Annotated in this window: 23 protein-coding genes; 8 read left to right on the top strand and 15 right to left on the bottom strand. The window is 68.7% G+C overall.

The window, feature by feature from the left end:
* Nucleotides 1-7: 7 nt before the first annotated feature.
* Together BM133_RS17365 and BM133_RS17360 are read left to right on the top strand one after the other, a co-directional pair.
* Nucleotides 8-1,006 carry a PDR/VanB family oxidoreductase gene (locus BM133_RS17365; RefSeq protein ID WP_093436153.1) on the top strand — a complete coding sequence of 333 codons (999 nt, stop codon included), beginning with the start codon at nt 8-10 and terminating at the stop codon, nt 1,004-1,006.
* Nucleotides 1,003-1,653 (top strand): TetR family transcriptional regulator C-terminal domain-containing protein, encoded by a 651-nt coding sequence (locus tag BM133_RS17360; RefSeq protein ID WP_093436150.1) that lies wholly within the window; start codon nt 1,003-1,005, stop codon nt 1,651-1,653. The genes BM133_RS17365 and BM133_RS17360 overlap by 4 nt, the downstream gene beginning before the upstream one ends.
* On the opposite strand, the gene BM133_RS17355 is transcribed toward BM133_RS17360, so the two are convergent.
* The 7 genes from BM133_RS17355 to ltnD are packed head-to-tail and all read right to left on the bottom strand — an operon-like array spanning nt 1,646 to nt 8,059.
* The gene (locus tag BM133_RS17355) at nt 1,646-2,113 is read right to left on the bottom strand and encodes a RidA family protein (protein WP_093436147.1); all 468 of its coding nucleotides are present in this window, start codon (nt 2,111-2,113) and stop codon (nt 1,646-1,648) included. The two genes, BM133_RS17360 and BM133_RS17355, sit on opposite strands and share 8 nt — an antisense overlap.
* Nucleotides 2,110-3,306, bottom strand: a complete 1,197-nt coding sequence (locus BM133_RS17350; RefSeq protein WP_093436145.1) for an amidohydrolase family protein — start codon at nt 3,304-3,306, stop codon at nt 2,110-2,112. Before BM133_RS17350 ends, BM133_RS17355 begins: the two co-directional genes overlap by 4 nt.
* Nucleotides 3,303-4,121: a 2-oxo-tetronate isomerase gene (gene otnI, locus BM133_RS17345; RefSeq protein WP_093436142.1), complete on the bottom strand. Its 819-nt coding sequence runs from the start codon at nt 4,119-4,121 to the stop codon at nt 3,303-3,305. The genes BM133_RS17350 and otnI overlap by 4 nt, the downstream gene beginning before the upstream one ends.
* A gap of 12 nt (nt 4,122-4,133) precedes the next feature.
* Nucleotides 4,134-4,799 carry a class II aldolase/adducin family protein gene (locus BM133_RS17340; RefSeq protein WP_093436140.1) on the bottom strand — a complete coding sequence of 222 codons (666 nt, stop codon included), beginning with the start codon at nt 4,797-4,799 and terminating at the stop codon, nt 4,134-4,136.
* A complete protein-coding gene (gene otnK, locus BM133_RS17335) occupies nt 4,796-6,088 on the bottom strand; it encodes a 3-oxo-tetronate kinase (protein ID WP_093436137.1) in 1,293 nt (430 codons plus the stop codon). Before otnK ends, BM133_RS17340 begins: the two co-directional genes overlap by 4 nt.
* A 3-nt stretch (nt 6,089-6,091) precedes the next feature.
* Nucleotides 6,092-7,120: a D-erythronate dehydrogenase gene (gene denD, locus BM133_RS17330; RefSeq protein WP_093436135.1), complete on the bottom strand. Its 1,029-nt coding sequence runs from the start codon at nt 7,118-7,120 to the stop codon at nt 6,092-6,094.
* Between the two features lie 18 nt (nt 7,121-7,138).
* A complete protein-coding gene (gene ltnD, locus BM133_RS17325; RefSeq protein WP_093436132.1) occupies nt 7,139-8,059 on the bottom strand; it encodes an L-threonate dehydrogenase in 921 nt (306 codons plus the stop codon).
* 523 nt (nt 8,060-8,582) lie between these two features.
* Between ltnD and BM133_RS17320 the strand changes: the two genes are divergently transcribed.
* Nucleotides 8,583-9,044, top strand: coding sequence for a hypothetical protein (locus BM133_RS17320; protein WP_093436129.1), 462 nt, complete (start codon nt 8,583-8,585; stop codon nt 9,042-9,044).
* A gap of 109 nt (nt 9,045-9,153) precedes the next feature.
* Complete coding sequence (locus BM133_RS17315; protein ID WP_093436127.1) at nt 9,154-9,777, top strand: TetR/AcrR family transcriptional regulator; 624 nt, start codon at nt 9,154-9,156, stop codon at nt 9,775-9,777.
* On the opposite strand, the gene BM133_RS17310 is transcribed toward BM133_RS17315, so the two are convergent.
* Both BM133_RS17310 and mdeB read right to left on the bottom strand, forming a co-directional pair.
* A complete protein-coding gene (locus BM133_RS17310) occupies nt 9,765-10,322 on the bottom strand; it encodes a DinB family protein (protein ID WP_256219241.1) in 558 nt (185 codons plus the stop codon). The two genes, BM133_RS17315 and BM133_RS17310, sit on opposite strands and share 13 nt — an antisense overlap.
* A gap of 184 nt (nt 10,323-10,506) precedes the next feature.
* Complete coding sequence (gene mdeB, locus BM133_RS17305) at nt 10,507-13,179, bottom strand: alpha-ketoglutarate dehydrogenase (RefSeq protein ID WP_093436125.1); 2,673 nt, start codon at nt 13,177-13,179, stop codon at nt 10,507-10,509.
* Nucleotides 13,180-13,284: 105 nt separating this feature from the next.
* Between mdeB and BM133_RS17300 the strand changes: the two genes are divergently transcribed.
* Nucleotides 13,285-13,758: an Lrp/AsnC family transcriptional regulator gene (locus tag BM133_RS17300; RefSeq protein WP_093436122.1), complete on the top strand. Its 474-nt coding sequence runs from the start codon at nt 13,285-13,287 to the stop codon at nt 13,756-13,758.
* A gap of 24 nt (nt 13,759-13,782) precedes the next feature.
* On the opposite strand, the gene BM133_RS17295 is transcribed toward BM133_RS17300, so the two are convergent.
* Both BM133_RS17295 and BM133_RS17290 read right to left on the bottom strand, forming a co-directional pair.
* A complete protein-coding gene (locus BM133_RS17295) occupies nt 13,783-15,795 on the bottom strand; it encodes a PhoX family protein (protein ID WP_093436120.1) in 2,013 nt (670 codons plus the stop codon).
* Nucleotides 15,796-15,968: 173 nt separating this feature from the next.
* On the bottom strand, nt 15,969-17,102 hold the full coding sequence (locus tag BM133_RS17290) for a murein transglycosylase A (protein ID WP_093436117.1): 1,134 nt from the start codon (nt 17,100-17,102) through the stop codon (nt 15,969-15,971).
* Between BM133_RS17290 and BM133_RS35180 the strand changes: the two genes are divergently transcribed.
* The 3 genes from BM133_RS35180 (at nt 17,101) to BM133_RS17280 (ending at nt 18,772) form a co-directional block, all read left to right on the top strand.
* Nucleotides 17,101-17,262 (top strand): hypothetical protein, encoded by a 162-nt coding sequence (locus BM133_RS35180; RefSeq protein ID WP_177224864.1) that lies wholly within the window; start codon nt 17,101-17,103, stop codon nt 17,260-17,262. The two genes, BM133_RS17290 and BM133_RS35180, sit on opposite strands and share 2 nt — an antisense overlap.
* A gap of 197 nt (nt 17,263-17,459) precedes the next feature.
* Nucleotides 17,460-18,119 (top strand): YiaD family glycine zipper/OmpA-like lipoprotein, encoded by a 660-nt coding sequence (locus tag BM133_RS17285; protein ID WP_093436115.1) that lies wholly within the window; start codon nt 17,460-17,462, stop codon nt 18,117-18,119.
* 86 nt (nt 18,120-18,205) lie between these two features.
* A complete protein-coding gene (locus BM133_RS17280; protein ID WP_093436112.1) occupies nt 18,206-18,772 on the top strand; it encodes an OmpA family protein in 567 nt (188 codons plus the stop codon).
* 4 nt (nt 18,773-18,776) lie between these two features.
* Here BM133_RS17280 and BM133_RS17275 read toward each other — a convergent pair whose 3' ends face one another.
* From BM133_RS17275 to BM133_RS17260, 4 genes are read right to left on the bottom strand one after another with little or no spacing between them, the layout of a single operon-like run.
* The gene (locus BM133_RS17275) at nt 18,777-19,403 is read right to left on the bottom strand and encodes a response regulator transcription factor (RefSeq protein ID WP_093436110.1); all 627 of its coding nucleotides are present in this window, start codon (nt 19,401-19,403) and stop codon (nt 18,777-18,779) included.
* 37 nt (nt 19,404-19,440) lie between these two features.
* Nucleotides 19,441-21,492, bottom strand: coding sequence for a two-component system sensor histidine kinase NtrB (locus BM133_RS17270; protein ID WP_093436107.1), 2,052 nt, complete (start codon nt 21,490-21,492; stop codon nt 19,441-19,443).
* Nucleotides 21,493-21,494: 2 nt separating this feature from the next.
* Nucleotides 21,495-22,310, bottom strand: coding sequence for a carbon-nitrogen hydrolase family protein (locus BM133_RS17265; protein WP_093436105.1), 816 nt, complete (start codon nt 22,308-22,310; stop codon nt 21,495-21,497).
* The gene (locus BM133_RS17260) at nt 22,307-26,506 is read right to left on the bottom strand and encodes a YhdP family protein (RefSeq protein WP_093436102.1); all 4,200 of its coding nucleotides are present in this window, start codon (nt 26,504-26,506) and stop codon (nt 22,307-22,309) included. Before BM133_RS17260 ends, BM133_RS17265 begins: the two co-directional genes overlap by 4 nt.
* Between the last annotated feature and the right edge of the window lie 17 nt (nt 26,507-26,523).

The raw sequence follows: 26,523 nt of genomic DNA, 5'->3' as shown, positions 1-26,523 counted from the left end.
AACAACCATGAGCCTCGAACGCACGCTGACCGTCCGCGTCGAACGCATCTCGCGCGAGACGCCGGAGATCCTGGCCTTCGAGCTCTCGCATCCGTGGGGCCGCGCGCTGCCGGTGTACGAGGCCGGGGCGCACATCGATGTGCACATGCCGGGCGGGTTCTCGCGGCAGTACTCGCTGGCACGATGGCCGGGTGCGCCGTCGAACACGCCGTCGAACACGCCGTCGAATGCGCCGTCGTATGTCATCGGCGTGAAGCGCGAGGTGGCGAGCCGCGGCGGATCGGCCTCGATGCACGAGCGCGTGCGCGAGGGCGACCTGATCGCGATCAGCACGCCGCGCAACACCTTTCCGCTGCGCGAAGAGGCCGCGCACCATCTGCTGATGGCCGGCGGCATCGGCATGACGCCGCTGCTTGCGATGGCGCAGGCACTGGCGGCGCGCGGCGCGTCGTTCACGCTGTGCGTGTTCGCGCGCAGCGAAGCGCACCTGGCGTTTGCCGGTGCGCTGCGAGACCCCGCGCTCGCGCCGCACCTGCGCCTGCATCTGGACCAGGGCGATGCATCGCAACGCATCGACCTGCAGGCGCTGCTGGCCGATCGCGCGCCGGACACGCACCTCTACGTCTGCGGCCCCGGCGGCTTCATGAAGGCGGTGCGCGACGCGGCTGCAAAGACCGATTGGCCCGAAGACGCGCTGCACACCGAGTACTTCGCAGCGCCCACCGATGCCAACACCACCACCGGCCTGCCCTTCACGCTGAAGCTCGCGCAGCGCGGCATCACGGTGCCGGTGGCGGCCGACCAGACCGCCGTCGATGCATTGCATGAAGTGGGCATCGACATTCCCGTGTCGTGCCAGCAGGGCCTGTGCGGCACCTGCGTGGTCGAGGGCGATGGCGAGGGCGCCGAGCACCGCGACTTCTGCCTCACGGGCACCGAGCGGCGCAGCAAGGTGGCGCTGTGCTGCTCACGCGCCAAGGGCCTGGAACTGGTGCTGCAGCTGTGAGCGTCGAGGAAGCTGACAGCGAAGCACCGGCCACGCGCGGCCGGTCGCGCAAGTACACGCAGGTGCTGGGCGTCATCTACCAGGCCGCCATCGAGGTGTTCGCGAGCGAAGGGCTGGCCGGCGCATCGACGCAGGCCATCGCCGACAAGGCCGGGCTCTCGAAGGCGCAGCTGCACTACTACATCGACAGCAAGGAGGCGCTCTACCGGCTGGTGCTGCAGGACATCCTCACCGACTGGATCGTGGTGTTCGGCTTCAGCGACGAAGCCTTCGGCCCGCGCAAGGTGCTCAGCGATTTGATCCATCGCAAGATGGTGTTCTCGTTCCAGCACCCGCTGCGCTCGCGCATCTTCACCGCGGAGATGATGCGCGGCGCGCCGGTGCTCAACACCATGATGGACACGAGCAAGGCGCGCACCGACCAGGCCGCCGCGGTGATCCAGAACTGGATGAACCAAGGGCTGATGGACAAGGCCGACCCGATGCTCGTGCTGTTCCACATCTGGGCGGTGACGCAGTTCTACGCGGACCACGCCACGCAGGCCGCGTACTTCCGCAACACCGCGCAGGACGGCGACGACAAGGACCGGCGCTACCTCATCGAGCAGGTGACGGATTTCCTGCTGAAGGGTGCGGGCGTCAAGTAGCTGCGCGTTGCGGAAGGTACATCGTGGCTTCGACTTCGATAAGCACCTCGTCGCCCGGCAGGAAGCGCGACACCTCGACCACCGTGCTCACCGGCGGCTCGCCCGGATAGAAGAGGCCGCGCACGCGGTTGTAGAACGCGTAGTGCGGCAGGTGGCGAAAGTACTGCACCAGCTTGACCACGTCGTCCATCGTGCCGCCATGCTCGGCGGCGATCTGGCGGATGCGCTCCAGCACGAACCAGCTCTGCGCGACGATGGCCGCCTCGAACACATCGACCGACATCTGGCCGGTGGCGTAGCCCACGCCCTGCAAGGCAGTGCGGGCTTCTTCGGGAATGTCGTCATAGCCCGCGACCGCGCGGCGCCTGGCCGGATCGACCGCGACCACGCCGCTCATGAAGACGAAATCGCCGACGCGTTTCGCGGCGGCGTAGTTGGCCATTGGCTTGCCCATGCTCATTGTGTTTTCTCCAGAATTCGACCGGCACGGATCACAGTGCGTTCGCGCCCCCGCGGGCCGACGAGCTCGTGCTCGTCGGTCGCCGCGAGCAGCACCAGGTCCGCGGGGCAGCCCGGCGCGATGCGGCCGTCCCACGCGAGGCCGAGCGCCTTCGCGGGGCTGACGGTGATCGCATCGAGCCAGTCGCCTGCGGGCGCGAGGTGCGCCATCTGCACGCCGAGGCCGAAGGTCTCCAGAAGATCGTAGCTGCCGTAGGGATAGAAGGCGTCCTGCACGTTGTCCGTGGCCAGGCTCGCACGCAAGCCCCGTGCCGCCGCCTCGTGGATGCGCGTGATGCCGCGCGGCACGGGGGTGCGGTCCCAGGCGCCTTGCAGATAGAGGTTGGTGGTCGGCAGCGCGACGATGTGGATTCCGGCGCCGGCGCAGAGCGCGAGCGTTTCGTTGGCGACGGCGGCGTCCTGCATGGCGAGCGAGCAGCAGTGGCCGCAGACGACGCTGCGCTTGAAGTCGCGTGCGCGCACCAGCTGGGCGATGCTGCGCAGGCCCGTGGCTTCGGCATCGAGCCCTTCATCGACGTGGAAGTCGAGGCCGAGGCCGTGCTGCTGCGCAAGATCGAACACGCGGCCCAGCTTGTGCACGATGCCTTCGTTGCGATAGACGAAGGCGCCGAGCACGCCGCCCGCGCGCTTCACTTCGCCGGCGATGCGCTCGCCCGCCGCGAGGTCCGCGAACACGTCGAGCGGCGTCAGCGAGACGAACTGCAGTTCGATGCGACCGCGCCATTCCTCGCGCAACGCCTCGAACACGGCCAGCGCGGCCGGGGGCTCCGGCTGCACCCAGTCGATGTGCGTGCGCAGCGCGCGCGTGCCCGATTGCCAGGCGTCGTGCAGCGCGCGTTCCATGCGCAGGCGCAGCGTTTCGCCGGTCCAGCCGGCGCGATGTTTCTCCATCCGTTCGATGGCTGCGAACAGGTTGCCTTGCGCGGCGCCCACCTCCTGCACCGTGTAGTTCTTGTCGATGTGCGCGTGCGCCTCGACCAGCGCGCTCAGCAGCGTGCCGCGCGCCTGCGTCTGCGAGGCACTGGGCACGATGGCAGCGACCTTGTCGCCATCGAGCGTGACGTCGAAGACCCGTGCATCGCCCGCCGCGAAGCCGCGCAGCGGCGCCGGAATGCGCAGCGCCTCCAGCTTCATGCGCGCTGTTGCAGTGCGCGCAGCCAGCCCAGGCCCGCGGAGGTGCCGCCGGGCTCCGCGCCGCGCTTGGGCTTGTACTCGCAGCCGACCCAGCCCTGCCAGCCGCTTTGCCTGGAGATCTCGTCGATCACGTCGAAGAGGTAGGCGTAGTTCTGCTCGCCGATGTCGGGCTCGTGGCGCTCGGGCACGCCGGCGATCTGCAGGTGGCCGACGCGGCCGGTCGGCAGGTACTTGCGCAGTTTCATCGCCACGTCGCCTTCGACGATCTGGCAGTGGTACAGGTCCATCTGCACCTTGAGGTTGGGCGCGCCGACGGTCTCGACGATCTCGTGCGCGTGGTCCTGCCGGTTGAGGAAGAAGCCGGGAATGTCGCGCGTGTTGATCGGCTCGATCAGCACGTCGCGGCCCGCCTTCGCGGCCTCTTCGGCGGCCCAGCGCAGGTTGTCCAGGTACACGGGCTGCACCGCATCGCGCTGCAAGTCTTGCGGCACGAGGCCGGCCATGACGTGGATGCGCGGGCAGTCGAGCGCCACGGCGTAGTCGATGGCTTTCGCGATGCCGTCGCGAAACTCGGCGTCGCGGCCGGGCAGGCACGCCAGGCCGCGTTCGCCGCCCTCCCAGTTGCCGGGCGGGCCGTTGAAGAGCACCTGCTGCAGGCCGTTGTGCTTCAGGCGCGCGACGATGTCTTCCTTGGCGAAGGCATAGGGGAAGAGGTATTCGACGGCCTTGAAGCCGTCTTTGGCGGCGGCGTCGAAACGGTCGAGGAAATCAAGCTCCGGATAGAGCATCGAGAGATTGGCTGCGAATTGGGGCATGGCTTGTTTCTACTACCAGCGCGCACCGAAGGTGGTGCGCAGTTCATCGATCTGAGCGGCGTCCAGCGGCGCGGGCCTTGCGGCGCCTGTGAGCATCTGGAGCCTGGCGGTTTCCTCGAGTTCCTCGAGTACGGCCATGGCGGCGGACGGCGTCTCGTGCCACACGTTGGGACCGAGGCGTTCGAGCATCACGGCGCGGATGGGCGTGCCCGCGGCGCCGAAGCGTTCGATGGCTTGCGCCACCTGCTCGGCCGCTTCTGGCGCGCCGGGGCGGTGGTACGGGATGAGCGGCACATGGCCGACCTTCATCACGAAGTACGGCGTGAGCGCGGGCAGCAATTCATCGCCCGGCGCGCTCAGCGTGAGCGCGACGCAGTGCGTGCTGTGCGTATGGATCACGCAGGCGGTCTGCGCATCGAACTTGCGTGCGGCTGCGTAGATGCGCGTGTGCAGCGCGATGGTCTTGCTGGCTCGGTCGCCGCCGACCTGCTTGCCATCCGCGTCGAGCCGCGCAAGCCGCACCGGATCGAGAAACCCGAGGCACGCATCGGTCGGCGTGATGAGGAAGCCATCGTCCAGTCGCACGCTGATGTTGCCCGCCGTCGCGTGCACGTAGCCGCGCTCGAACAGGCTGCGGCCGACGCGGCAGATTTCTTCGCGTGCTTGGTTCTCGGTCATGCCAGCACTGTAAAGGCCTTGGTGAAGAAATCGTCGCCGCCGAAGTTGCCGGACTTGAGCGCGATGTGCACGCCCGCACCCTGCTCGGCTTTGGCGGCCTCGGCGCGCGCGTGGCACCACGGCACGCCGGGGTCGATCTGCGGGCCGATCTGCATCTGCGCGATGCCCAGCGCCTGCACGCAGGCGCCCGAGGTTTCGCCGCCTGCGACGACCAGTTGGCGCACGCCCTGGTCGACCAGGCCGCGTGCGATGGCGGCGATGGCGCGCTCGACCATCGCGCCCGCTTCCTCGACACCGAGCCTGCCCTGCACCGATTTCACGGCGCCGGCCTCGGCGGTCGAATAGACCAGCACCGGCTGCTTGCCGACCAGCGGCGCAGCCCATGCCAGCGCTTCGGCCGCGACATCGACACCCGCCGCGATGCGCAGCGGATCGATCGCCAGCGCCGCACCGCCGCGCTGGATGAAATCGAGCACCTGCCGGTTGGTGGCGAGCGAGCAGCTGCCCGAGACCACCGCGCGCAGGCCGCTCGCTGCCGGCAGTGCACTGGCCTGCGAAGAAGGCGAGAGCCCGAAGTTCGCGGGCAGCCCGATGGCGACGCCCGAGCCCGCGGTGACCAGCGGCATCTTCGCGAGCGCCGGGCCGAGGCGCAGCAGGTCGTCGTTCGACACCGCATCGACGATGGCGATCGAGATGCCCTCGCTCTTGAGCTGCGCGATGCGCTCGGAGATGGCCGCATCGCCGCGCGCCACCACCGTGTGATCGATCAGACCCACCTTGCGCGTGCACTGCGCCTGCAGCACGCGCACGAGATTCGCATCGGTCATCGGCGTGAGCGGATGGTTCTGCATGCCGCTCTCGTTGAGCAGCACGTCGCCCGCGAACAGGTAGCCCTTGAACACGGTGCGCTTGTTGTCGGGGAAGGCCGGCGTGGCAATGGTGAAGTCGCATTGCAGCGCGTCCATCAGCGCCTCGGTGACGGGGCCGATGTTGCCTCTGACCTCGCCGGTGAACGTGCTGTCGAACGTGGAGCAGTACTTGAAGTAGATCTGCCGCGCGCCCTGTGCCTGCAGCCAGCGCAGCGCGTCCAGCGACTGCGCGATGGCCTCGGCCGGCGCGATGGTGCGCGACTTGAGCGCGACCACCACCGCATCGACATCCGCATCGAGCGGCGTGGCCGGCACGCCGATGGCCTGCACCACGCGCATGCCGGCGCGCACGAGGTTGTTGGCGAGGTCGGTGGCGCCGGTGAAATCGTCGGCGATGCAGCCGAGCACTAGCTTGCCCATGAATCAGTCCTTGGTAACGACAGGCAGAACAGGCAGCTTCACCGCCTGCGGGTTCTCGCGCACGTAGTCGCGCAGGATGGCATCGAAGCTCGCATCGGCCGCGAGGCCCAGCGCTTCGGCGCGCGCGGCGTGGATGCGGCTCGGCCAGCTGGTCACGATCTTCGCAACCTGCGCATCGGGCGTCCAGTCGATCAAACCCGTGGCGTCCTTGCCCGCGAGGCGTTCGAGCGCATCGGCCATCTCGCGCACGGTGGTGGTCAGCGCGGGCAGGTTGATGGCGGTACGCGCACCCCACTCGGCGGCGCTCGCGGCGGCCGCGCGCACGATGCCCGCGACGGTGTTGCCGGGCGAGGCCAATGCGACGGCCGTTTCCGGCGCCACGGGACAACGCGCACGCTCCCCGGCCAACGGTTCGCGCAGCATGCCGCTCAGGAAGCTGGAGGCCGCGCCGTTGGGCCGGCCGGGGCGCACGGACACCGTCATGAGCCGCACGTTGCGCCCCTGCACGAAGCCCTTGCGCGTGAAATCGGCCACGAGCTGTTCGCCGATGAATTTCTGGATGCCGTAGCTGTTCTGCGGCGTGGGCAGCGTGGTGTCTTCGATCACCGCGGGCAGACGCTGCTCGGGCGAATCGCCGAACACCGCGACCGAGCTGGAGAACACGAACACCGGTGCATGGCCCGCGCGGCGGCAGGCGTCGAGCAGGGCGCGGGTGGTGTCGAGGTTGCTGCGCATGCCCAGGTCGAAGTCGGCCTCGCATTCGCCGCTCACTGCGGCGGCGAGGTGGAACACGGCATCGGTGTCGGCCAGCGGCAATGCGCCGTTGGCGGCCTGCTCGTACAGGTCGCCTTGCACGAACCGGATGCGCGCATCGGCTGCAAGGTCGGCGGGCGGCGGCACGCGGTCTGCCAGCGTGATGCGCGTGATCTCCTTGGCCGCGCCGCCAGCCAAGGCGAGCGGGCCACCCGCAAGCAGTGTGCGCGCGAGCCGTGCGCCGAGAAAGCCGCAGCCGCCGGTGATGAGGATGTTCATGGTCTGGTGATTCCTTCTTCAGGCTTTCTTGTTCGGGGCGGGCAGTTCGATGCCCGGGAAGATCTTGATGACCGCGCTGTCGTCCTCGCGCGCGAAGCCCGCGGTCGATGCCTGCATGAACATCTGGTGCGCGGTGGACGAGAGCGGCAGCGGAAACTTGCTCGCGCGCGCCACGTCGAGCACGAGCCCCAGGTCCTTCACGAAGATGTCGACGGCCGACAGCGGCGTGTAGTCGCCCGCGAGCACGTGCGCCATGCGGTTCTCGAACATCCAGCTGTTGCCCGCGCTGTGCGTGATGACCTCGTAGAGCGCGTCCGGGTCCACCCCTTCGCGCAAGCCCAGCGCCATCGCCTCGGCGGCCGCGGCGATGTGCACGCCGGCCAGCAGCTGGTTGATGACCTTCACCTTGCTGCCCGCGCCGGCCGAGTCGCCCAGGCGGTAGACCTTCGCGGCCATCGCATCGAACAAGGCGCCGGCCCGGGCGTAGGCGGCGGGGGTACCGGCGGTCATCATCGTCATCTGGCCGCTCGCGGCCTTCGCGGCGCCGCCGGAGATCGGCGCGTCCAGGTAGAGGAGGCCCTGCGCGGCCAGGCGCGCCTCGAGCGCGACGGACCAGTTCGGATCGACGGTGGAACACATCACGAAGAGGCTGCCGCGCTTCATCGACGCTGCGCAGCCGGGGGTCGTGCCGTCGCCGAACAGCACCGACTCGGTCTGCGCCGCGTTGACGACGACGCTCACCACGATATCGCACTGCGCGCCGAGCGCGGCCAGTGTGTCGCACGCCGTGCCGCCATCGCGCGCGAAGGCTTCGGCGACGCCGGGGCGCACGTCGAACACGTGCGGCGCATGGCCCGCGCGGCGCAGCGATTGCGCCATGCCGTTGCCCATGGCGCCAAGGCCCACGAGGCCGACGACGGGGGTGTTGTCTTGGTTCATTGGCTCGGGCTCCATCGGATTTTTGAAAGATTGGACAACACGCAGTTGGGAGTTCCGCGAGGACCGGCTTTGCAGGCGTTGCCCCGGGGAGGAAATTCGCGGAGCGCCTCCGGTGCGCAAGGCGCAGAAAGGAGGCAAATGCAAGAAGCGAGGTCGCGTGTCGCCATCCCGCGCAGCCATCCAGATTTGTCAGGTCATCATACAAGTTGAGACCCCATTCGTTCAGCCGGGGCAAACCCGCAGGAACACTGCGCGCTCCTTGCCGGCTCACAGGCCGGCCTTGGCGCAGCGCCGCGAATTGGGCACCGGAAATGCGAGCCCGCACCCCACCTCACGTCCCCGCGAAGGCCGGTTCGCATGGCGTGCCGCGCGTTTCAGGAATGCGAGTAGACGAATGCGAGTGCACGCTCGTATTCTTTGGACACCCAAATCATTCAACGACTTGACTGGAGATCGAACGCATGGAAACCCGATTCAAAGGCCGTCCTCATTTCAGCGAGGCAGGCACTGCCTGAATACGCCGATGCTGTACACGACTGCCCTGATGATCCACACCGGCGCGACGCTCGCGGCACTTCTGTCGTTCATGGCCGGCGAGCTGCTTTTTGCCATGGCCCGCAAAGGCCAATGGCGACCCGCGAGGATGGCGCTGCGCGCCGGCCGCTCGGCACACTTGCTGCTGAACCTGGGGGTGCTCGCCGGCATCGTCCTGGTGTTCCTCGGCGGCTGGCCGCTGTGGACACCGTGGCTGCTGGCGGCATTCGCCGTCATCGCGGTGGCCGTGGCGGTGCGACACGGATTCGTCGCCCCCTGGGAACTGCGGGTCGAATCGGCGCTCGGCCGCGAGGCTTCGGGTGCGCAGATCGGGGCGTTCGCCAGCGAGAAGTCCGCCCTCGCTGCGCGCGTGGGCGTGATCGCCCTCTTCGGCGTCGTCGCGGCCTTGATGACGATGAAGCCGAGCTTGCCGCTCCTGTTCGGCAGTTGATCCCGGCGCCCACGCGCGGGGCCCGCACGGATCGACGGACCCGTGCGGGTCGCAGGCGCTAGCATGAGCGACGGCTCGCATTTTTTCATTCGTCTTCAGGAACGCCGACATGCCACGCAAGGCCATCACCAGACCCAGGAAACACGCCACGCAGGAGCGCTCCAGAGTGACCGTCGATGCACTGGTCGAAGCGACGGCCCGCATCCTGGTGAAGGAAGGTTTCGACAAGGCCAGCACCAACCGGATTGCCGAAGCGGCAGGCGTCAGCGTCGGCTCGCTCTACCAGTACTTCCCCAGCAAGGAGGCGCTCGTGGCGGCCGTCATCGATCGACACAACGAGGAGATTGCGCAGCTCGTGCGCGGTGCCATGGTGGAGGTCGCCACGCAGCCGGTGGCCAAGGCGGTGCGCAGGCTCGTTGCCGTGGCCATCGAGGCGCACCGCATCGATCCCAAGCTGCACCGCGCCCTCGCGGAGCAGATTCCGCACACGGGCCGCTTCGAGAACGCGGTGGGCCTCGTTCGCGAAACCCATTCCTTTTTCGTCGGCTATCTCCAGGCCCACCGCGACGAACTTCGCGTGACCGACCTCGAACTCGCGGCCTTCATGTGCGTGACGGCCATCGAAGCGCTGGCGCACACCGCGGTGTTGCACCGCGCCGAGATGCTGTCGGACAAGGCACTGAAGAAGCTCACCGACGAGACCACGCGCTTCGTGGTCGGCTACCTGCAATAGGCCTGCGCCCGGACGGGCTCGGCTTCGAGAAAGTCGGTGATTCCATCCCGGCTCGGCGTCATTTCCCTCAGTTGCAGAAGGGCCCCGGCATTGCCCCGGTGGTAGCTGCCGTGCAGGCACACATGCAGGATGATTTCGCCCCGCGTCATGCGCGCGGGCTTTCCGCTGGTGAAGACGAAATCGACCGGCTCGTCGGCGTCGCCGGCCGCGAGGCCGTCTACGTAAGCGACATACCAGTCGTCGACTTCGCGTGTGCCGTTCGCGAGCGCACCGATCTCGGGCAGTTCTTCAGAGCGTGCCGCTCGGAACGTGTGGGGCAACCCTTGCAGGTGGTGCTGGAAGATCCGGTCGACCGCATGCATATGGTCGAGGACGCGGCGCATGAGGACAGCGTCCTGCGGACTCAACTTCCCGAGATTCCGGTCCGCGGCTTCGTAGAGGCCGCGATCGGCCCAGCGCTTCATGGCGACCAGCTGCGCGTAGGGATGCGCAGCGCCGGCGGTTGCATGCATGCGCTGTGTGGATGCAATTTTCTCGACGCTCATGGTGACTCCTGTTCGTTGTGTCGTCAGGAAAATAATATGAGCGGAGACTCGCTTTGGATACTCGCGTTCGGAACGCGCCCGCGGACCGTTCTTCCTCTGATGGAAAACGGCGCGCGCCTTTTCACAACTCGCATTTCGCCCGGAAAAAAGGGCCGCAACTGACGCGCCAGAGGCGCGCCGAAGCTCAGGAGGCGGTGCCGAGCGCGTAGCGCGCGGCCCGCGCGATGCTCGCCGCGTCCACGCCGAAGAACGCGCGCAGCGCGGCGCGCGTGTCGCTGCGCCCGAACCCGTCGGTGCCGAGCGTGAGGTAGCGGCGCCCTTCGGGGAGGAAGGCGCGCACGCTCTCGGGCACGGCGCGCACGTAGTCGGTGGCCGCGACGATCGGCGCCTTGCCCTTGCCCAGTTGCTGCGCGATGAACGCTTCGCCGGCTTCTTCGCCGGCCTCTTCACCGGCGATGGCGCGCTGCTCGCAAGCCAAGCCATCTCGCGCGAGCTCGCTCCAGCTCGTGACGCTGAACACCTCGGCCTCGATGCCTTCGTCGGCCAGCAACTGCGCGGCTTTCACGACCTCGGTGAGGATCGCGCCCGAGCCCATCAGCGTGACCTTCTTCTTGGCCTTTCCTGAAGCCGGTGCGTACGTGCCGAAGCGATAGCACCCGCGCAGGATGTCGGCCTCCGCGCCCGCCGGCACATCGGGCTGCGCGTAGTTCTCGTTCATGAGCGTGACGTAATAGAAAACGTCCTTCTGCTCGACCATCATTTCGCGGATGCCCGCATCGACGATCACCGCCATCTCGCCCGCATAGGCCGGGTCGTAGGCCTTGCAGTTCGGGATGGTCGCGGCCACCAGGTGGCTGCTGCCGTCCTGGTGCTGCAGGCCTTCGCCGCCGAGCGTGGTGCGGCCCGAGGTGGCGCCGAGCAGAAAGCCGCGCGCGCGCTGGTCGGCCGCGGCCCAGATGGCATCGCCCACGCGCTGGAAGCCGAACATCGAGTAGTAGATGTAGAAGGGCAGCATCGCCAGCCCGTGCACGCTGTAGCTGGTGGCCGCGGCCGTCCAGCTCGCGATGGCGCCGGCTTCGCTGATGCCCTCTTCCAGGATCTGCCCGTCGGTGGCTTCGCGATAGCTCAGCACCGAGCCGATGTCCTCCGGCGCATAGCGCTGGCCCACGCTCGAATAGATGCCCACCTGCTTGAACAGATTCGCCATGCCGAAGGTGCGCGCCTCGTCGGCCACGATGGGCACGATGCGCGGGCCCAGCGCCTTGTCCTTCATGAGGTTGCCCAGCATGCGGACGAACGCCATGGTGGTGCTCATCTCCTTGCCTGCGGCCGCGGTCGCGAACTGCGCGTAGCTCGCGATGTCGGGCTTGGGCACGACGTCGCACGCGGTCTCGCGGCGCGGCATGGCGCCGCCGAGCGCTTCGCGGTGCTGGCGCAGGTACCGCATCTCGGCGCTGTCCTCGGCCGGGCGGTAGAAGTCCATCGCGGTGGCCTGCGCATCGGTGAGCGGCAGGTTGAAGCGGTCGCGGAACTCGATCAGGTCGACGTCGCCCATCTTCTTGTGCGAGTGCGTGGTCATCTTGCCCTGCGCGGCGCTGCCCATGCCGTAGCCCTTCTTGGTGTGGGCGAGGATCACGGTGGGCTGGCCCTTGTGCTTGGCCGCCGCGGCGTAGGCCGCATGAATCTTCACGAGGTCGTGGCCGCCGCGCTTCAGGCGGTCGATCTGCTCGTCGGTCATGCCTTCGGCCAGGCGTGCGAGTTCGGGGTTCTGGCCGAAGAAGTTGTCGCGGTTGAAGCGGCCGTCCTTCGCGGCGAAGGTCTGCATCTGGCCGTCGACGGTGTTGGCGAAGACGCGCGCCAATGCCCCGCTCACGTCCTGCGCGAAGAGGCCGTCCCAGTCGCTGCCCCACACGAGCTTGACGACGTTCCATCCTGCCCCTGCGAAGAGCTTTTCGAGCTCGTCGATGATGCGGCCGTTGCCGCGCACCGGGCCGTCCAGGCGCTGCAGGTTGCAGTTGACGACCCACACGAGGTTGTCGAGCTTCTCGCGCGCGGCGAGCGTGAGCGCGCTCATCGATTCGGGCTCGTCCATCTCGCCGTCGCCGAACACGCCCCACACCTTGCGCCCTTCGCAGTTCAGGAGGTTGCGGTGCGTGAGGTAGCGCATGAAGCGCGCGTGGTAGATCGAGCTGATGGGGCCGATGCCCATCGAGCCGGTGGGGAACTGCCAGAAGTCCGGCATCAGGTACGGATGCGGGTAGCTGCTCAGGCCGCGCGCGCCGCGGCCTTGCGTGAAGGCCGGCGCGGTGAGTTCCTGGCGGTAGTGCGCAAGGTCTTCTTCGCTCAAGCGGCCTTCGAGGAACGCCCGCGCATAGACGCCCGGCGCGCTGTGCGGCTGGAAGAACACGAGGTCGCCGCGGTGCTGCTCGCTGCGCGCGTGGAAGAAGTGGTTGAAGCCGGTCTCGAACAGGTCGGCCGCGCTCGCGTAGCTCGCGATGTGGCCGCCGAGTTCGCCATACGCCTGGTTGGCCTTGGCCACCATCGCGAGCGCGTTCCAGCGCATCAGCGAAGCCAGGCGCTCTTCCACCGCGAGGTCGCCGGGGAACGGCGGCTGGTCTTCGGCGGCGATGGTGTTGACGTACGGCGTTGCCAGTTCGGGCTGCCAGCCGATGCGCTGCTGGCGTGCGACGCGGGCCAGTTCGACCAGCATCTGTCGCGCGCGCTGCGGACCGTGCGCCTGCGCGAGCGCCAGGAAGGCATCGCGCCATTCGGCGGTCTCTGCGGGATCGGGATCGTGCGACATCGGGCTGTCGAGCAGCAGGGCGCGCATCTGGTCGGCTGAAATCGGGGCGTTCATGACGGCACTTTAAGCCGGCATGCGGAAAATTAGCTACCGGCGCCGGCAATCCCGCGCCGACGTCGCAGCATAAAATTCCGCCATCCCTCAATTTCGAAGCATTTCATGCAACTCGATGCCATCGACCTGCGCATTCTCGACGAGCTGCAACGCGACGGCGCGCTGTCGAACGTGGAACTCGCGCGCCGCGTGCACCTGTCGCCCTCGCCGTGTCTTGCGCGCGTGAAGGTGCTCGAAGCCCATGGCGTGATCGACCGCTACGTGGCGCTCGCGAGCGCGAAGGCGCTGGGCCTCGGGCTCAATGTGTTCATCTCGATCAGCCTCACGACGCAGAGCAAGCAGTCGCTGGCCGACTTCGAGCAGCGCATCGCCGAGCACGACGAGGTGATGGAGTGCTACCTGATGACGGGCGACAGCGACTACCTCATCCGCATCGCCGTGGCCGACATGGCGGCGCTGGAGCGATTCATCATGGAGCAGCTCACGCCGATTCCGGGCATCGAGAAGATCCGCTCGAGCTTCGCGTTGAAGCAGGTCAGATACAAAACGGCGCTGCCGTTGCCAGCAGCGCCGTCCTGAATCCTGATCGGCCGAGAGGCTGCCTTACTTCTTGAGCTTCGGCTGGATCGGGTCGGCCGTGAGGTAGCCGACGACGGCGCTGAAGCCTTCCTTGTAGTTGGTCTTGATGAGCGGACCGACCGCGTCCTTCACGCCCTGCGCCGTGGTGCCGATGAACTCGCCCGCGTGCTGGAAGTTGCTCATGATGTAGGTCCAGCCGTTGATCTCGTCCACGGCGTGCAGGCCCGTGCACTCGGCGCCGGCCGGGGTCGAGAGGATGCGGCTGAGCTTCTTCGTGTCGACGTTGTAGGCCCACAGGAAGTTGTTCACGTGGTTGCCGCTGTCTTCGCCGATGAACAGGGTGCGCATCTTTTCCGAGAACTTGATGTTGTCGGGGCTGGCGATCTTGTCCGGGTTGGCGGTGTTGCCCAGCGCGTCGGCGGCGATGTCCTCGCCCACGATCAGCGCCTTGGTCGAGAAGGGCACCCAGTCGCTGTTGATCGCGGTGCCGCCGATGTCCTTCTTGCCGCCGGCCATCGAGTGGGCCAGCACGCCGCCGGCCTTCAGAAGCTTGTCGAGCGAGACGTTCATCTCCGCGCGCCAGGCCTTGCCGTTCTTGACCATCGAGTCCTGGATGTTGGCCAGCGCCGAGTAGGCGACCTTGTCCTTGGCGTTGACGGTGGTGCCTTCCATCTTGGTGAAGGCCATGCTGGCGCCCACCAAGTTGGCGTAGCGGTGCGTCTCCAGGAACGCAGCCGCCTTCTCCATGCCGGCCACGAGCTTGACCCACTGCGCGACGCCGTCGGCGAAGATCTTCGTGTAGCTCGGATCGACCGGGTCGACGAACTTCACATCCATGATGTCGGTCGGGGCGATGGTGTTGGCCAGCGTCTCGATCTCGGCGCTGGTGGCGTGGCCCAGCTTGATCCAGGTCAGCTCGGCGCCGGCGGCGGCGGGGTCGATCGAGAAGCCCGTGCCGACCTTGGCGACGTACAGCGTGCCGGCCGAGAGGTCCTTCTCCTTGTCGGCCACGAACATGAAGAGGCCGCCGTTGGTGTAGTCGTCGCCCATGAGCGCGGTGCGGTTGTCGGGCATCACCTGGATCAGCTCGTGCGAGATGCGGCCGAGGCAATAGTGCTTCTTGACGCTGCCGGTGCCGTCGGGGTTCACGGTGACTTCGGGCAGGTGGCCGTAGTGGTAGGCGCGGGCGGTGGTCTCGCTGCCGAACACGTTCTTGCTGTAGGCCTTGAACTGCGCGTTGGTCGAGACGGTGAAGGCATCGGGCTCGTACTCTTCGCTGGACAGGTGCGTGCCCCAGGGCGAGAGGCTCGCGCCGCAGGTGATCCACAGGCCGTGGGCGCTGGACATGTCCACGTTGTGGTACTTCACCAGGTCGAGCTTGCCGGTGGCCTGGTCCTGGTCGAGCGTGAGCACGGCAATCGGCGAGGGCAGTTGGCCGTAGGTGCTGTCGCCCTTCTGGTTCTTGGTCGTGTATTCGAACTGGACGACGGCGAACACCGGCTTGCCCTTGACGCCGGGCACGTTGGCATTGGGCAGGCTCAGGAGCGAGCTGCCGTCGGGTGCGTCCGAGAAGAACTGGCGCTCCTTGCCGGCCACGGAGGCATCGACGATCGGCTTGTTCTGGATGTCGACGTAGCCGCCCGCGAGCACCTTGCCGCCGTTGCCGTCGGACACCATGTCGCCGGTCAGGAAGAAGGGCTGGTAGGCCAGCTTGTATTCGGTGGAGCTGCCGTTGTCGAACGACACCTTGAGCGTGGAGCCGACCGTGGTGGTGGCCATGGCGGCGGCGTCCGCGAGCGACGGTGCGGCCATGCTGCTGAACTCGGCCGAGACGAAGTTGACGGCCGGGGCCGGTGCGGGCGGTACCGGCGGGGGCGCGGGCGGCAGCGCGATGGGCGGGAATGCCTGGCCGCCGCCACCACCGCCACCGCAGGCGGTGAGGAAGGCGACGCCGCCCAGCGGGAGCATCGGGGCCGCGCTCATCAGCCTGAGAACGTGGCGGCGGGAGGCGGTGGGAGCCTTGGTGGATTCAGTCATTTGTTTTCCGCAGATCGTGGGGTGGTTGCGGTGAGGCTAAAAGTCAGCCTCCCGTCAGACCGTGGACCTTAAAAGGCGCCCGTGACGGAACCGTGCATCGCGCATGACAAAGCGATGACACCGCGCGCCCTGCAAGGACGCACGCACCAGCGGAAAGAGAAAAAGGGCGCGGGCTACTTCGGCCAGAGCGCCCACAGGCGCAGCGGCTGGTTCATGCTCGCGGCGAACCGGCCCGCATCGGGACCCGTGCCTGCGAAGTAATCGGCGCGCACTGCGCCCAGGATCGCGCTGCCGGTGTCCTGCGCCACCACCAGCTTCTGCAACTGCGCCGCCGGCCCGCTCGAGGCGAGCCACACCGGCGTGCCGTAGGGAATGCTGTCGCGGTCGACCGCGATCGAGCGCCCCGCCGTGAGCGGCACGCCCTGCGCACCGCGCGGGCCGAAGGCGGCATCGACCTCGCTCATCGTTTCCTCGCGGAAGAACACGTAGCGCGGATTGCTCCACAAAAGTTGCGACACGCGCTGCGGGTTCTGCACGGCCCAGGCCTTCGTATCGTCGGGCCACTTGCCGACCTTGCTCACGCCCTGGCTCATGAGCCACTGCTGCACGCTGCGGTAGGGCTGCTCGTTGGTGGCCGAGAAGGCCACGCGCACGGTGTGCTGGAACCCGTTGGCCTCGGTGATGCGCAGGCGCCCCGAGCCCTGGATGTGCAGCATGAGCGCATCGATGGGATCGGCCATCCACGCGATCTCGCGGCCGCGCAGGGCCGCCTGGGCTTCGGGCAGGGTCTCGATTTCCTGGCGCGTGTACCAGGGGCGCTTGGGCACCAGCCCGTCCGGCGCCTGGTAGAGGGGCACGTTGAAGGTGGCGTTCGGCATGCGCGAGGCTTCGTACACCGGCTCGTAGTAGCTGGTGAGCTTGCCTTCGCTCTGGCCCGCGAGCGATTCGACGCGGTAGGGCTGCAGCCGGTCGGTCATCCACTGGCGCTGCTCTTCGGGGGTCGCGATGGCCAGCTGGCGCACCTCGCGGCACAGCGGCGCGAAGGCGGCGTTGGGGCGCGAGCAGTTGGCCAGGAGCGCGATCCACGCTTCGTGCAGCGGGTCTTCGCCGAAGCCCGGGAGCTCCGCCCAGCCGACGGGCACCCAGCGGCTCTTGGGGTGCGCGAGCGAACCGGTCAGCGGCCCGAGGTCGCGCGGCGGGGTGGCGGAAGGGCGGGTGGGGGCGTCGGGCACGCGGGGGCCGACGGAACAGCCGGCAAGCGTTGCTACGATCGCAAGCCCGACCAGCCACTGGAGTCCATTTCTCATGGGTTTGATTCTGCTTGAAGCCCTCGCCGCGGGATTCGTGTTCATCTTGATCATCTGGTGGACCATGTTTTCCGGCCGCAGCAAGGGCGAATTGCACGACGACGCCGAGGTCGAAGCCGATCGCGCCGCCGATGACCGGAACCCGCCGCCCAAACCGTGAATTGCTTGTGTAGCCGCGGGCCGCGCGCACATGTCGGAGAAGTACCTGTTCGCTATTACTTTAGTAGCAATCATCGCAGCAAAGATGCGGAACGGCGAAGGTTTTCTTATTTTCCGTAGGGCCTTGAGCCCGTACCATCGCGTACTCTCCCGGGGCTAAGCTCTGGCCCGCTTGATTCAACATCGAAAGGGATCTCCATGAAAAAGTTCGTACTCGCCACCTGCGCCACCGCCATCGTCCTGTCCGGCTGCGCCGGCGGCATGACCGACACGCAGCGCAACACCGGCATCGGCGCCGGCATCGGCGCATTGGGCGGCGCCGCCATCGGCTCGGCCACCGGCGGCAACCGCGGTGCCATCGGCACGGGTGCAGTGGTCGGCGCGGCAGCCGGCGCGCTCGGCGGCTACCTGTGGTCGCAGCGCATGGAAAACCAGAAGCGCCAGATGGAAGCCGCCACGCAAGGCACGGGCATCGCCGTCACGCAAACGCAGAACAACGAGCTGAAGCTGGCCATTCCGAGCGACGTGTCGTTCGACGTGGGCCGTGCCAACATCAAGTCGAACTTCGCACCGGTGCTCGACCAGTTCGCCAACGGCCTGCGCAACAACCCGAATGCCGAGGTGCGCATCATCGGCCACACCGACAGCACCGGCTCGGACGCCATCAACAACCCGCTGTCGGTCGACCGTGCCACCAGCACGCGCGACTACCTGGTCGCACGCGGCGTGAACGCCGCGGCCTTCCGCATCGAAGGGCGCGGCTCGCACGAGCCGCTGGCCGACAACAACTCCGACGCCGGCCGCGCGCAGAACCGCCGCGTCGAAATCTACGTGGGTGAGCGCGGCCCGCAGGGCTGAAAAGGCACGCCCACAGGGGAAACCGGCCGCGTCGAACGGCCGGTTCCCATCACCGTTTTTTCAATGGTCCATTAGAGGGAAATCTCATGAGGAAGCTTCTTGTCTCGGGTGCAGCAGCAGCGGCTGCGTTGATGTTCATTGCAGGCTGCGCGTCGCAGTCGGCACCGCCGCCGGCGCCCGCGCCGGCCGCACAGCCGGCACCGCCCGCCAACAGCTGGACCGCGCGCCTGGCCGCCCTGAAGACCGACCTGGAAGCCTCGACCAAGGGCACGGGCGTGGTGATCGAGCAGACCGCCGACAACCAGCTGCACCTGGTCATTCCGAATGAGCTCTCGTTCGACACGGGCCGCGCCAACGTCAAGCGCAACCTCGCGCAGGTCCTGGACAAGGTCGCCGAAGGCCTGAAGACCGCCACCGCCGCCAGCGTGCGCGTGGTCGGCCACACCGACAACACGGGCAGCGAAGAAGGCAACGAGCGCCTCTCGGTGAGCCGCGCCGACAGCGTGCGCAACCACCTGGTGGGCCGCGGCGTGTCGACGACCGCCATCACGACCGACGGCCGCGGCTCGCGCGAACCGCTGGCCGACAACGGCACGCCCGCCGGCCGCGCCCAGAACCGCCGCGTCGAGATCTTCGTCGCGGAAAAGGCCTGATCTCCTAGAGATCCCGAAGTCGGTTGGCCAGCTCCACGGCCGACTTCACTTCCATCTTCTCGAACACGCGCGCCCGGTGGACCTCCACCGTGCGCACGCTGATGGCCAGCTGATCGGCGATCAGCTTGTTCGGCAGCCCCTCGACCACGAGCCGCATCACGTCGCGCTCGCGGTCCGTCAGTTCAGCGATGCGCCCGGCGAGGCTGCGGCGCACGCTCTGCACCTCCAGCGCCCGCAGCGAGGCACCGAGCGCCTGCTCGATGCGGTCGACCAGCGCGTTGTCCGAGAACGGCTTCTCGCAGAAATCGAAGGCGCCGCGCTTGACCGCATCGACCGCCGTCGGCACGTCCGCATGGCCGGTGAGGAAGATCACCGGCATCGCGTCCAGCAGGCCGCGCTCGGCCAGGCGGTCGAACAGCACGAGCCCGCTGGTGCCCGGCATGCGCACGTCCAGCAGCAGGCAGCGCGGCTGGTCGGGCAGCGGGCCCTCTGCAAGCAACTGCTCGAACGCCTCGGCACTGCCGAAATGCTCGCTCGCCAGGCGCCGCGAGCGCAGCAGCCAGGCCAGCGCCTCGCGCACGCTGGCGTCGTCGTCGACGATATAGATGAGTCCATCGATCAGCGGTTGCATATCAACAATTCCAGGAAGAGCGAAGGCAGCGAGCGCGTCATGTGCTCGGCAGGGTAAAGCGAAAGATGGTGCCGCGCGGCCGGTTGGGTTCGTGCATCAGGGCGCCGCCATGCTGCTCCACCACCGTGCGGCACAGGCTCAGGCCGAGCCCCATGCCGTCGGCGCGCGTGGTGAAAAAGGGCGTGAAGAGCCGCTCGGCGACGTCCTCGTCGATGCCGCAACCCAGATCGGCCACCGAGAACTCGAGCCAGCGCCGCGCGTCCTCGGTGCCCGGGCCGCCCACCGCCACGGCACGCGCCACGCGCAGCCGCAGCACGCGGCTGCCGATGTTGTCGGGGCTGTCCATCGCCTGCATCGCGTTGCGCGCGAGGTTGAGCAGCACCTGCTCGACCAGCGTGCGGTCGCACATGGCCGCGGGCAGCCGGTCTTCGAGCACCACCTCGATGATCACGCCGAGCTTGCGCGCCTGCAGCCGCACCAGCGGCAGCACCGCGTCGATCAGTGCCTGCGGCGCGACGGCCTCGCGTGTGCGGTCGCGCCGGCGCACGAAGTCGTGCACGCTGCGGATCACCTGGCCCGCGCGGTCGGCCTGCTCGGCGATGCGCCTGACGGCCATCGCGACTTCGCCCTGGTCGCCCTTCGCGTTCGGACCCAGCAGGTTGAGCGAGCCGCTCGCATAGCTCGCGATCGCGGCCAGCGGCTGCGTGAGTTCGTGGCTCAGCAGCGACGCCATTTCGCCGACCGTGGCCAGGCGCGCGCTGGCCTGCAGGCGCTCCTGGCTCGCGCGCGAAAGCTCCTCGATGCGGCGCTGCTCGCTCACGTCGATGAACGCGCTCATCCAGCCGGTCTGCACGCGGTGCGCGTTGATCAGCGGCGCCTCGAAGATCAACACCGGAAAGCGCGTGCCGTCCTTGCGCATGAAGACCGATTCGAAGCCTTCGCGCGGCGGCATGCCGCCGGCCAGCCGCCGCGCCTGTCGCTGCTGGTATTCGTGCGCGAGTTCGGTGGGCCAGTAAGGGGCTTCCGGCGCGTCGGCGTTGTCGGCCATGAGCTCGTCGGGGCTGAAGCCCACCATCTCGCAGAAGGCCGGGTTCACGTAGGTGATGCGCCCCTGCAGGTCGCGTGCGCGCAGACCGGTGATGACCGAGTCTTCCATGGCCTTGCGAAAGGCGAGCGCATCGGCCAGGTCGCGCTCGGCGCGCAGGCGCCGCCGCGTATCGCGCGCGAGCAGCACCAGCACCGACACCAGCGCGATCGAGATCGCGGTGACCAGCGCCGTGAGCATGTTGGGAAACAGGTCGGGCGCGGCGCGCCAGCCATCGACGCGCAGCATCAGCGCGGTGCCCGGCAGGTCGATCAACTGCTGCGAGGAGAAGACGCGCGTGCCGACGCGGCGCGAACTGCCCAGCGCCACCAGCCGCGTACCGTCGGCCTCGGTGAACGAAACCTCCTGCCCGCGTGTGAGCGTGGGGCCGACCAGCTCGATGAGCGCATCGCGCAGCGAATAGCTCGCCACCAGGAAGCCGCCGGCGTCGATCGGCACGCAGAACTCCATCACCTCGACACCGCCGCCACCGGCAATCGGCACGTAGTGGCTGGGCGAGTACGCGCCCGCGCCGAGCTTGCGGGCGGCCGCGCAGGCCAGCATCACGTCGGACTGCTCGGGGCCGCGGCTCGCCTCGTCGAGAAGGCGCATGCGGTAGGGCGTGTTGATGCCCTCCAGCGGGCGCAGGCCCGCGTCGCGCCATTCGAGCCTGAGCCATTCGCGGTGCTCGCGCAGCAGGGCGGCCGCGGCATCGTTCCATTGCGCGCGATCCGTGCCCGGCGTCTGCGTGGCGCGCAGGCTCTGCGCGTTGCGCTGGAAGCCGCTGCGCAGATCGGAAACGGCGTCGGCGGTGTCGCGGTCCAGCTGCGCCTGCACCTGCTCGACCTCGTGCCGCCCCGCCAGCCACACCACCGTGACCAGCAGCACCGACACCAGCACCGCGAGCAGCAGCCACAGGAACCAGCGCTGCCACAGCGAGCGCAGGCGCGCGAACGCGGAGCGCGCCCACCGCTGCGGTGCGACGGTCAGCAGCGCATCGGACATCGCTAGAGAACGCAGTGCGACAACACGGGCAGTTGCGTGCGCGTGCGCTCGATCTGCCGGGCGTCGATGTCGAACAGCACCACGCCCTCGTCGCTCGCCTGCTCGGCCACCACCGTGCCCCAGGGGTCGACGATGAGCGACTGGCCCCAGGTCTGGCGGCCGTTTTCATGCGTGCCGCCCTGCGCGGGCGCCACCACCCACGCGAGGTTCTCGATGGCGCGGGCACGCAGCAGCACCTCCCAGTGGGCGGCGCCTGTCGTGCGGGTGAAGGCGCTGGGCACCAGGAGCAGGTCGGCGCCCTGCCTGGCCAGCGCGCGGTACAGCTCGGGAAAGCGCAGGTCATAGCAGACGCTCATGCCGATGCGCCAGCTGTGGCCGTCGCGTGAAGGCAGGTCGAACACGACAGGCTCGGTGCCCGGTGCGATGACGCGGCGCTCGTCGTAGCGCTCGGTGCCGTTGTCGAAGAAGAAGAGATGGATCTTGTCGTAGCGCGCCACGCACTTTCCTTCGGGCGAGAAGGCCAGCGAGCTGTTGAAGACATGCTCGGCATCGGTGCTCTCGATGGGCAGCGTGCCGCCCACGATCCACAGGCCGAACTCGCGCGCCGCGTCGGCCAGAAAGCCCTGCACCGTGCCCGCGCCGGCCGTCTCGCGCAGGCCCAGCTTGTCGGTGTCGCGCGCCCCCATCATGCAGAAATACTCGGGCAGCACCGCGAGCTCGGCGCCGGCCGCGGCCGCCTCCGCGAGCAGGTCGTGCGCGCGTGCGAGGTTGGCTTCGCGGGCGATGGCCGACACCATCTGGATGGCTGCGACTTTCATTGCGTGGTCTCCGTTTTCTTGCGTTCTTCCGCGGCCGCCGAGCCGGTCTGGCCCGGCAGGGCCGGGAGGCTGGGCAGTTGCAGCGTGCGCGGCACCTTGGCGATCTTGGGGTCGGCCCAGGTGCCCTCGATATGGAACTCCTGCGTGGCGGCGGCTGCGAGCGGCTTGCTCAGCACCCACTGCGCGAGGAAGGTGCCCAGGCCGATGGCCGGGTTGATCGCGGTGGCCACCAGCGCGGCGGTGCCGGCGTTGATCTCGGGCACCACCACCACGCGCAGGTTCTGCGTCTCGCGCACGATGTCGGCCGAGCCGTCCATGAGCGCGGCGGCATTGACGCCCTTCATCTGCAGGTTGTTGGTGCTCGCGATGCCCTTGTTGATCCTGGCGTCGCCGCGGATGAAGTCGAAGGCGAAGCCTTCGCTGAACACGTCGCGAAAGTCCAGCGTGAGCCGTCGCGGCAGCGCCTGCAGGCTCAGCACGCCCAGCAGCTTGGCCAGCCCCGGGTCGGCCTTGAGGAACTGGCCCGATTCCACATCGACCTGCAGATTCCCGCCCAGGCTCGGATAGTCGAGCGAGAACGGCGAGCCGCGCCAGTTCACGTCGCCTTCGAGGCGCCCCTTTCCGCGCCGCAGCACGCCGGGCATGCCGAAGCGCCCGAGCAGGTCGCCGGCATCGGCGATGTCCAGCTTGAAGGTCATGGCCGTGCGGCGCTGCCCCGCGGCGGCGCCGGGGATGGCGGCCCAGGTGCCCTTGGCCGCGAAGCTCGCCTCGGGCATGGTGAAGGTCAGCTTGTTCAGGAGCCACTCGCGGCCCGCGCCGCCGCGGTTGACCGCATCGATCTCGGCACGGCCCAGGCGCTTGCCGAGCAGCTCGAAATCGTCGATCACGATGTCCAGGGCCGGCAGCGTGCCCGGCTGCTCGTCGAGCAGCGCTTCCACCTGCGTCGCCTCGGAGGGCGCGATCTTCAGCCGCGCGAGCCGCGCGTAGAGCCGGCCGGCCTGCGTGTGGCGGTACTCGGCGTAGCCGCTCAATTCGGTGGCGTCGATGTTGGCGCGCCAGAGCGCGCCCTCGCGCGTGCCGCCCAGCACCACGTTGTGCAGCGTGCGCCCGGCAATGCCCAGCTCCTGCGCGCGCACCGCGATGCGCGTGGGCAGGTAGGCCTGCGCGGCGTCCTCGGCGGCGCCCGGGGCTTCGCTCGGGGTGCTGCTCGCGGCGGCGCCCAGGAGGGCGTCCCATGCGGCGATGTCCAGCTTGGCCACGTTGACGTTCGCGAACACGCCCTTGTCGGGCAGGCTCGCGGTCTCGCCCGCCGCGAGGCCGACGCCGATGCTGCCGCGCAGCACGCGCGCCTCGGCGCCCGAGATGTCGCGAACGAACTGCACCGAGCCGACGCGGCCCAGCTCCAGCGAGAGCTGGTCCTGCGTGGCGACGGTGACGCCGCCCTGGCGGCTCTCGCGGTTTTCGCGGGTTTCACGGGTCTCGCGCGCCAGCACCTTCTTCTCGATGCGCAGCGCCATCTGCTCCTCGGCCGTCTTCACCAGCGGTGCCGGCAGTTGCAGGGCCAGGCCCTGCAGGCTGCTCGTGAGCAAGAGCTCGGAGGCGCCATCGCGCACCGAGAACGCGGCCGCGTAGGGCGTGCTGCCCGTGGCCTTGGCGGCAAGGCGCGCGAGCCATTCGGCCTCGCGCGCACCGCGCAGGCCCTCGGCGGTGGCCGTGCCCTGCGCCTTCAGCGCGACCTCGCGGTTGGGGCCGGTGAAGCGGCCCTTGCCTTCGATGCGGATGTCGCCGCCCAGCAGCCTGGCCTGCACGCCGGACAGCGCAAAGCCGGTCTCGGTGAAGTTCAGCGTGCCCTTGGCGTGCGTGAGCGAGGGCGCCTCGGGCACGAGCTGCAGCTCGTTGTCGGCGAGCGCGATGCTGGCCTGCACCTTGGCGTTGTCCATCGCCGCGAGCGGTAGCTCCAGGTGCAGCTTGTAGTCGGCCGAACCGGTGGCGCGCGCGCGCAGCATGAGTTCGCCGGTTTCACCGGCCAGCGGCGCGCCGACGCGCAGCACCTCGCCCAGCGGCCCCTTGGCCTGTGCATCGACGCGCAGCAGCGAGGCATGGTGCGACATGTCGGCGATCTGCGCCTCGGCCTTGGTCACCTCCACGCCGTTGGCGCCGGCCAGCTTTCCGCGCGCATTGCGCACCAGCATGCCGGCGCGCTCGAACACCAGTTCGCCCGACAGGCCCGTGAGCGCAGGCCAGGCCGGCGCCGGCGTGCCGGTGCGCGCGGGGATGGCGGTGGCGGTCTGCGGCACGTAGGCGTAGTTGACGTCGGCCACCTTGGCCGCGATGCGGAAATCGCCCTGCTTCGGGTCCATGAAGGGCATGTCGTGCAGGTCGCCGCGCACGCGGAAATCGACGGTGCTGGCGGTGCCCTTGGTGACGGCATCGCGCACGTAGTCGCGCGTGTGCTGGGGAATGTCCAGCGGCAGGTAGCGGAACACGCGCGTGCCGTCGGCGCGGGTGAGCTTGCCCTGCAGGTCGAGCACGCCGGGAAAACGGCCCTTGCCGCTGGAGACGGCCGGGTCGCTGGTGCGCCAGCTGGCTTCGGCATCGCCCTCGGCGTCGGTGTTGGCAAAACGCAGCTTGGCGACCTGCACCTGCGCGTTGCCGTTGTCCAGCTTCCACTGGAGTTGCGTGGAGAGCCGGTCGATCGGGATGACGGGCTCCTCGAACACGCCGGGGAATTCGAGCGTGCCCTGCGCGATGGCCAGCGAGGCCGTGCCGCCGGCCTGGGTGGCATCGAAATCGATGGTGGCGCCGCTCAGGCCGGGTGTGCCGGGATGGGCGCGAGGGGGTGTTGCGGCGGCTGTCGCCGTGGGGGGCGTTGCCGGCGAAGCTGAAGACGCGGGGGGTGTTGCCGGCGCCGGCTGCGAGGCCACGCGCAGGCCGCTCACGCGACCGCGCGCCTGGTACTTGTCGGGCGCGCCCAGCGAGCCCTGCCAGCTCAGGTCGATGTGCTCGACCAGTCCGCGCGGCGCGTAGCTGTCGAGCACGCGGTGCGTGGCGTCGCCCAGCGGCAGCCGGTCGGCGATGAGCGCGAGCGCGGCCAGGTCGAGGCGGTCGGCGCGCAGGGCGCCCCGCTCGGCCGCGCGGCCCTTGGCCGGCGTGTGCTGCAGCCAGAGGTTGCCGCCGGGCCAGCGCAGGCCCTCGGAGGTGTCGAACTGCAGCGCGGTGGTCGAGAACTCGAAGGTCTGGTCGTCCAGCTGGCCCGCAAGGCGCCCGGTGACCGAGCGCAGCACCAGCGGCTGCAGCTCCTTGCCCAGCGAGACGTCGACCCGGTCCAGCCCCAGGTCGGCCGCGCCGCCCACGAACTGGCCGTCTTCCACGTCGGCCCAGAGGCGCACCGCGCCGTTGCCTTCGCGGATGCGCGCGTCGAGCGAGACGTACTGGCCCAGGCGGGTGACGTCGATGTAGGGCAGGTCGGCGTAGATCTGGCCGTCCCAGGTCTGCCAGCGGCCGGTGCGCACCGACAAGAGCGGTTGGCGGAACTGCCCGCGCAGCGTGAAGCGCTCGCCCCAGCCGGCCGGCGGCGTGGCGTCGAGCCTGAGGCCGTGGCGGCGGCCGCCGTTGCGCGCGACGAAGCGCACATCGGTCAGGAGCAGCGGCTCGGCCTGGCGCTGCTCGTCGGTCCAGCGCACCGTGCCGCCTTCGATGACCAGCTCGCGCTGCGCGAAAAACCAGTCGGCGGCGCGGGTCTCTCCGGTCGTGTCGGTCGACATGTGCAATCCAGCCACATGGAGTTTTCCCTGAGCATCGCGGCGCACATCGAGCTGCGGACCCTCGATGTAGAGCTGCTCGAAATTCAGGCGCCAGAGCGAGCGCGGCGACACGCTGGCCACCACGCGCACGAGGCGAAGGGCCTCGCGCTGGCCGGCATCCTGCAGCACCACGTCGCGCAGTTCGAAGGCGGGGAAAAGCCCCTCGGGGCGGGCGGTGATAGAGCCGATGCGCACCGGCACGCCGATGGCCTTGCTAGCCTGTGCCTCCAGTGCGCCGCGAAAATCACCGATTCGCGGCACAATCCACGCGTGTAGGACAACGACTGACAGCGCCAGCAGAAGCCATGCAGCGATCAGCAAACCCAACAGCCAGCGCGCCGTCACAGCGGTGATTTTGAGCAGACGTGAAGGGGTAGACGCCGTGTCGTTCATTGAGGATCGCGCTGTGT

The organism is Variovorax sp. 770b2 (assembly GCF_900115685.1).
Taxonomy (GTDB): domain Bacteria; phylum Pseudomonadota; class Gammaproteobacteria; order Burkholderiales; family Burkholderiaceae_C; genus Variovorax.
Note: the sequence above shows the minus strand (reverse complement) of the source record. Positions and strands in the feature narration are given on the sequence as shown.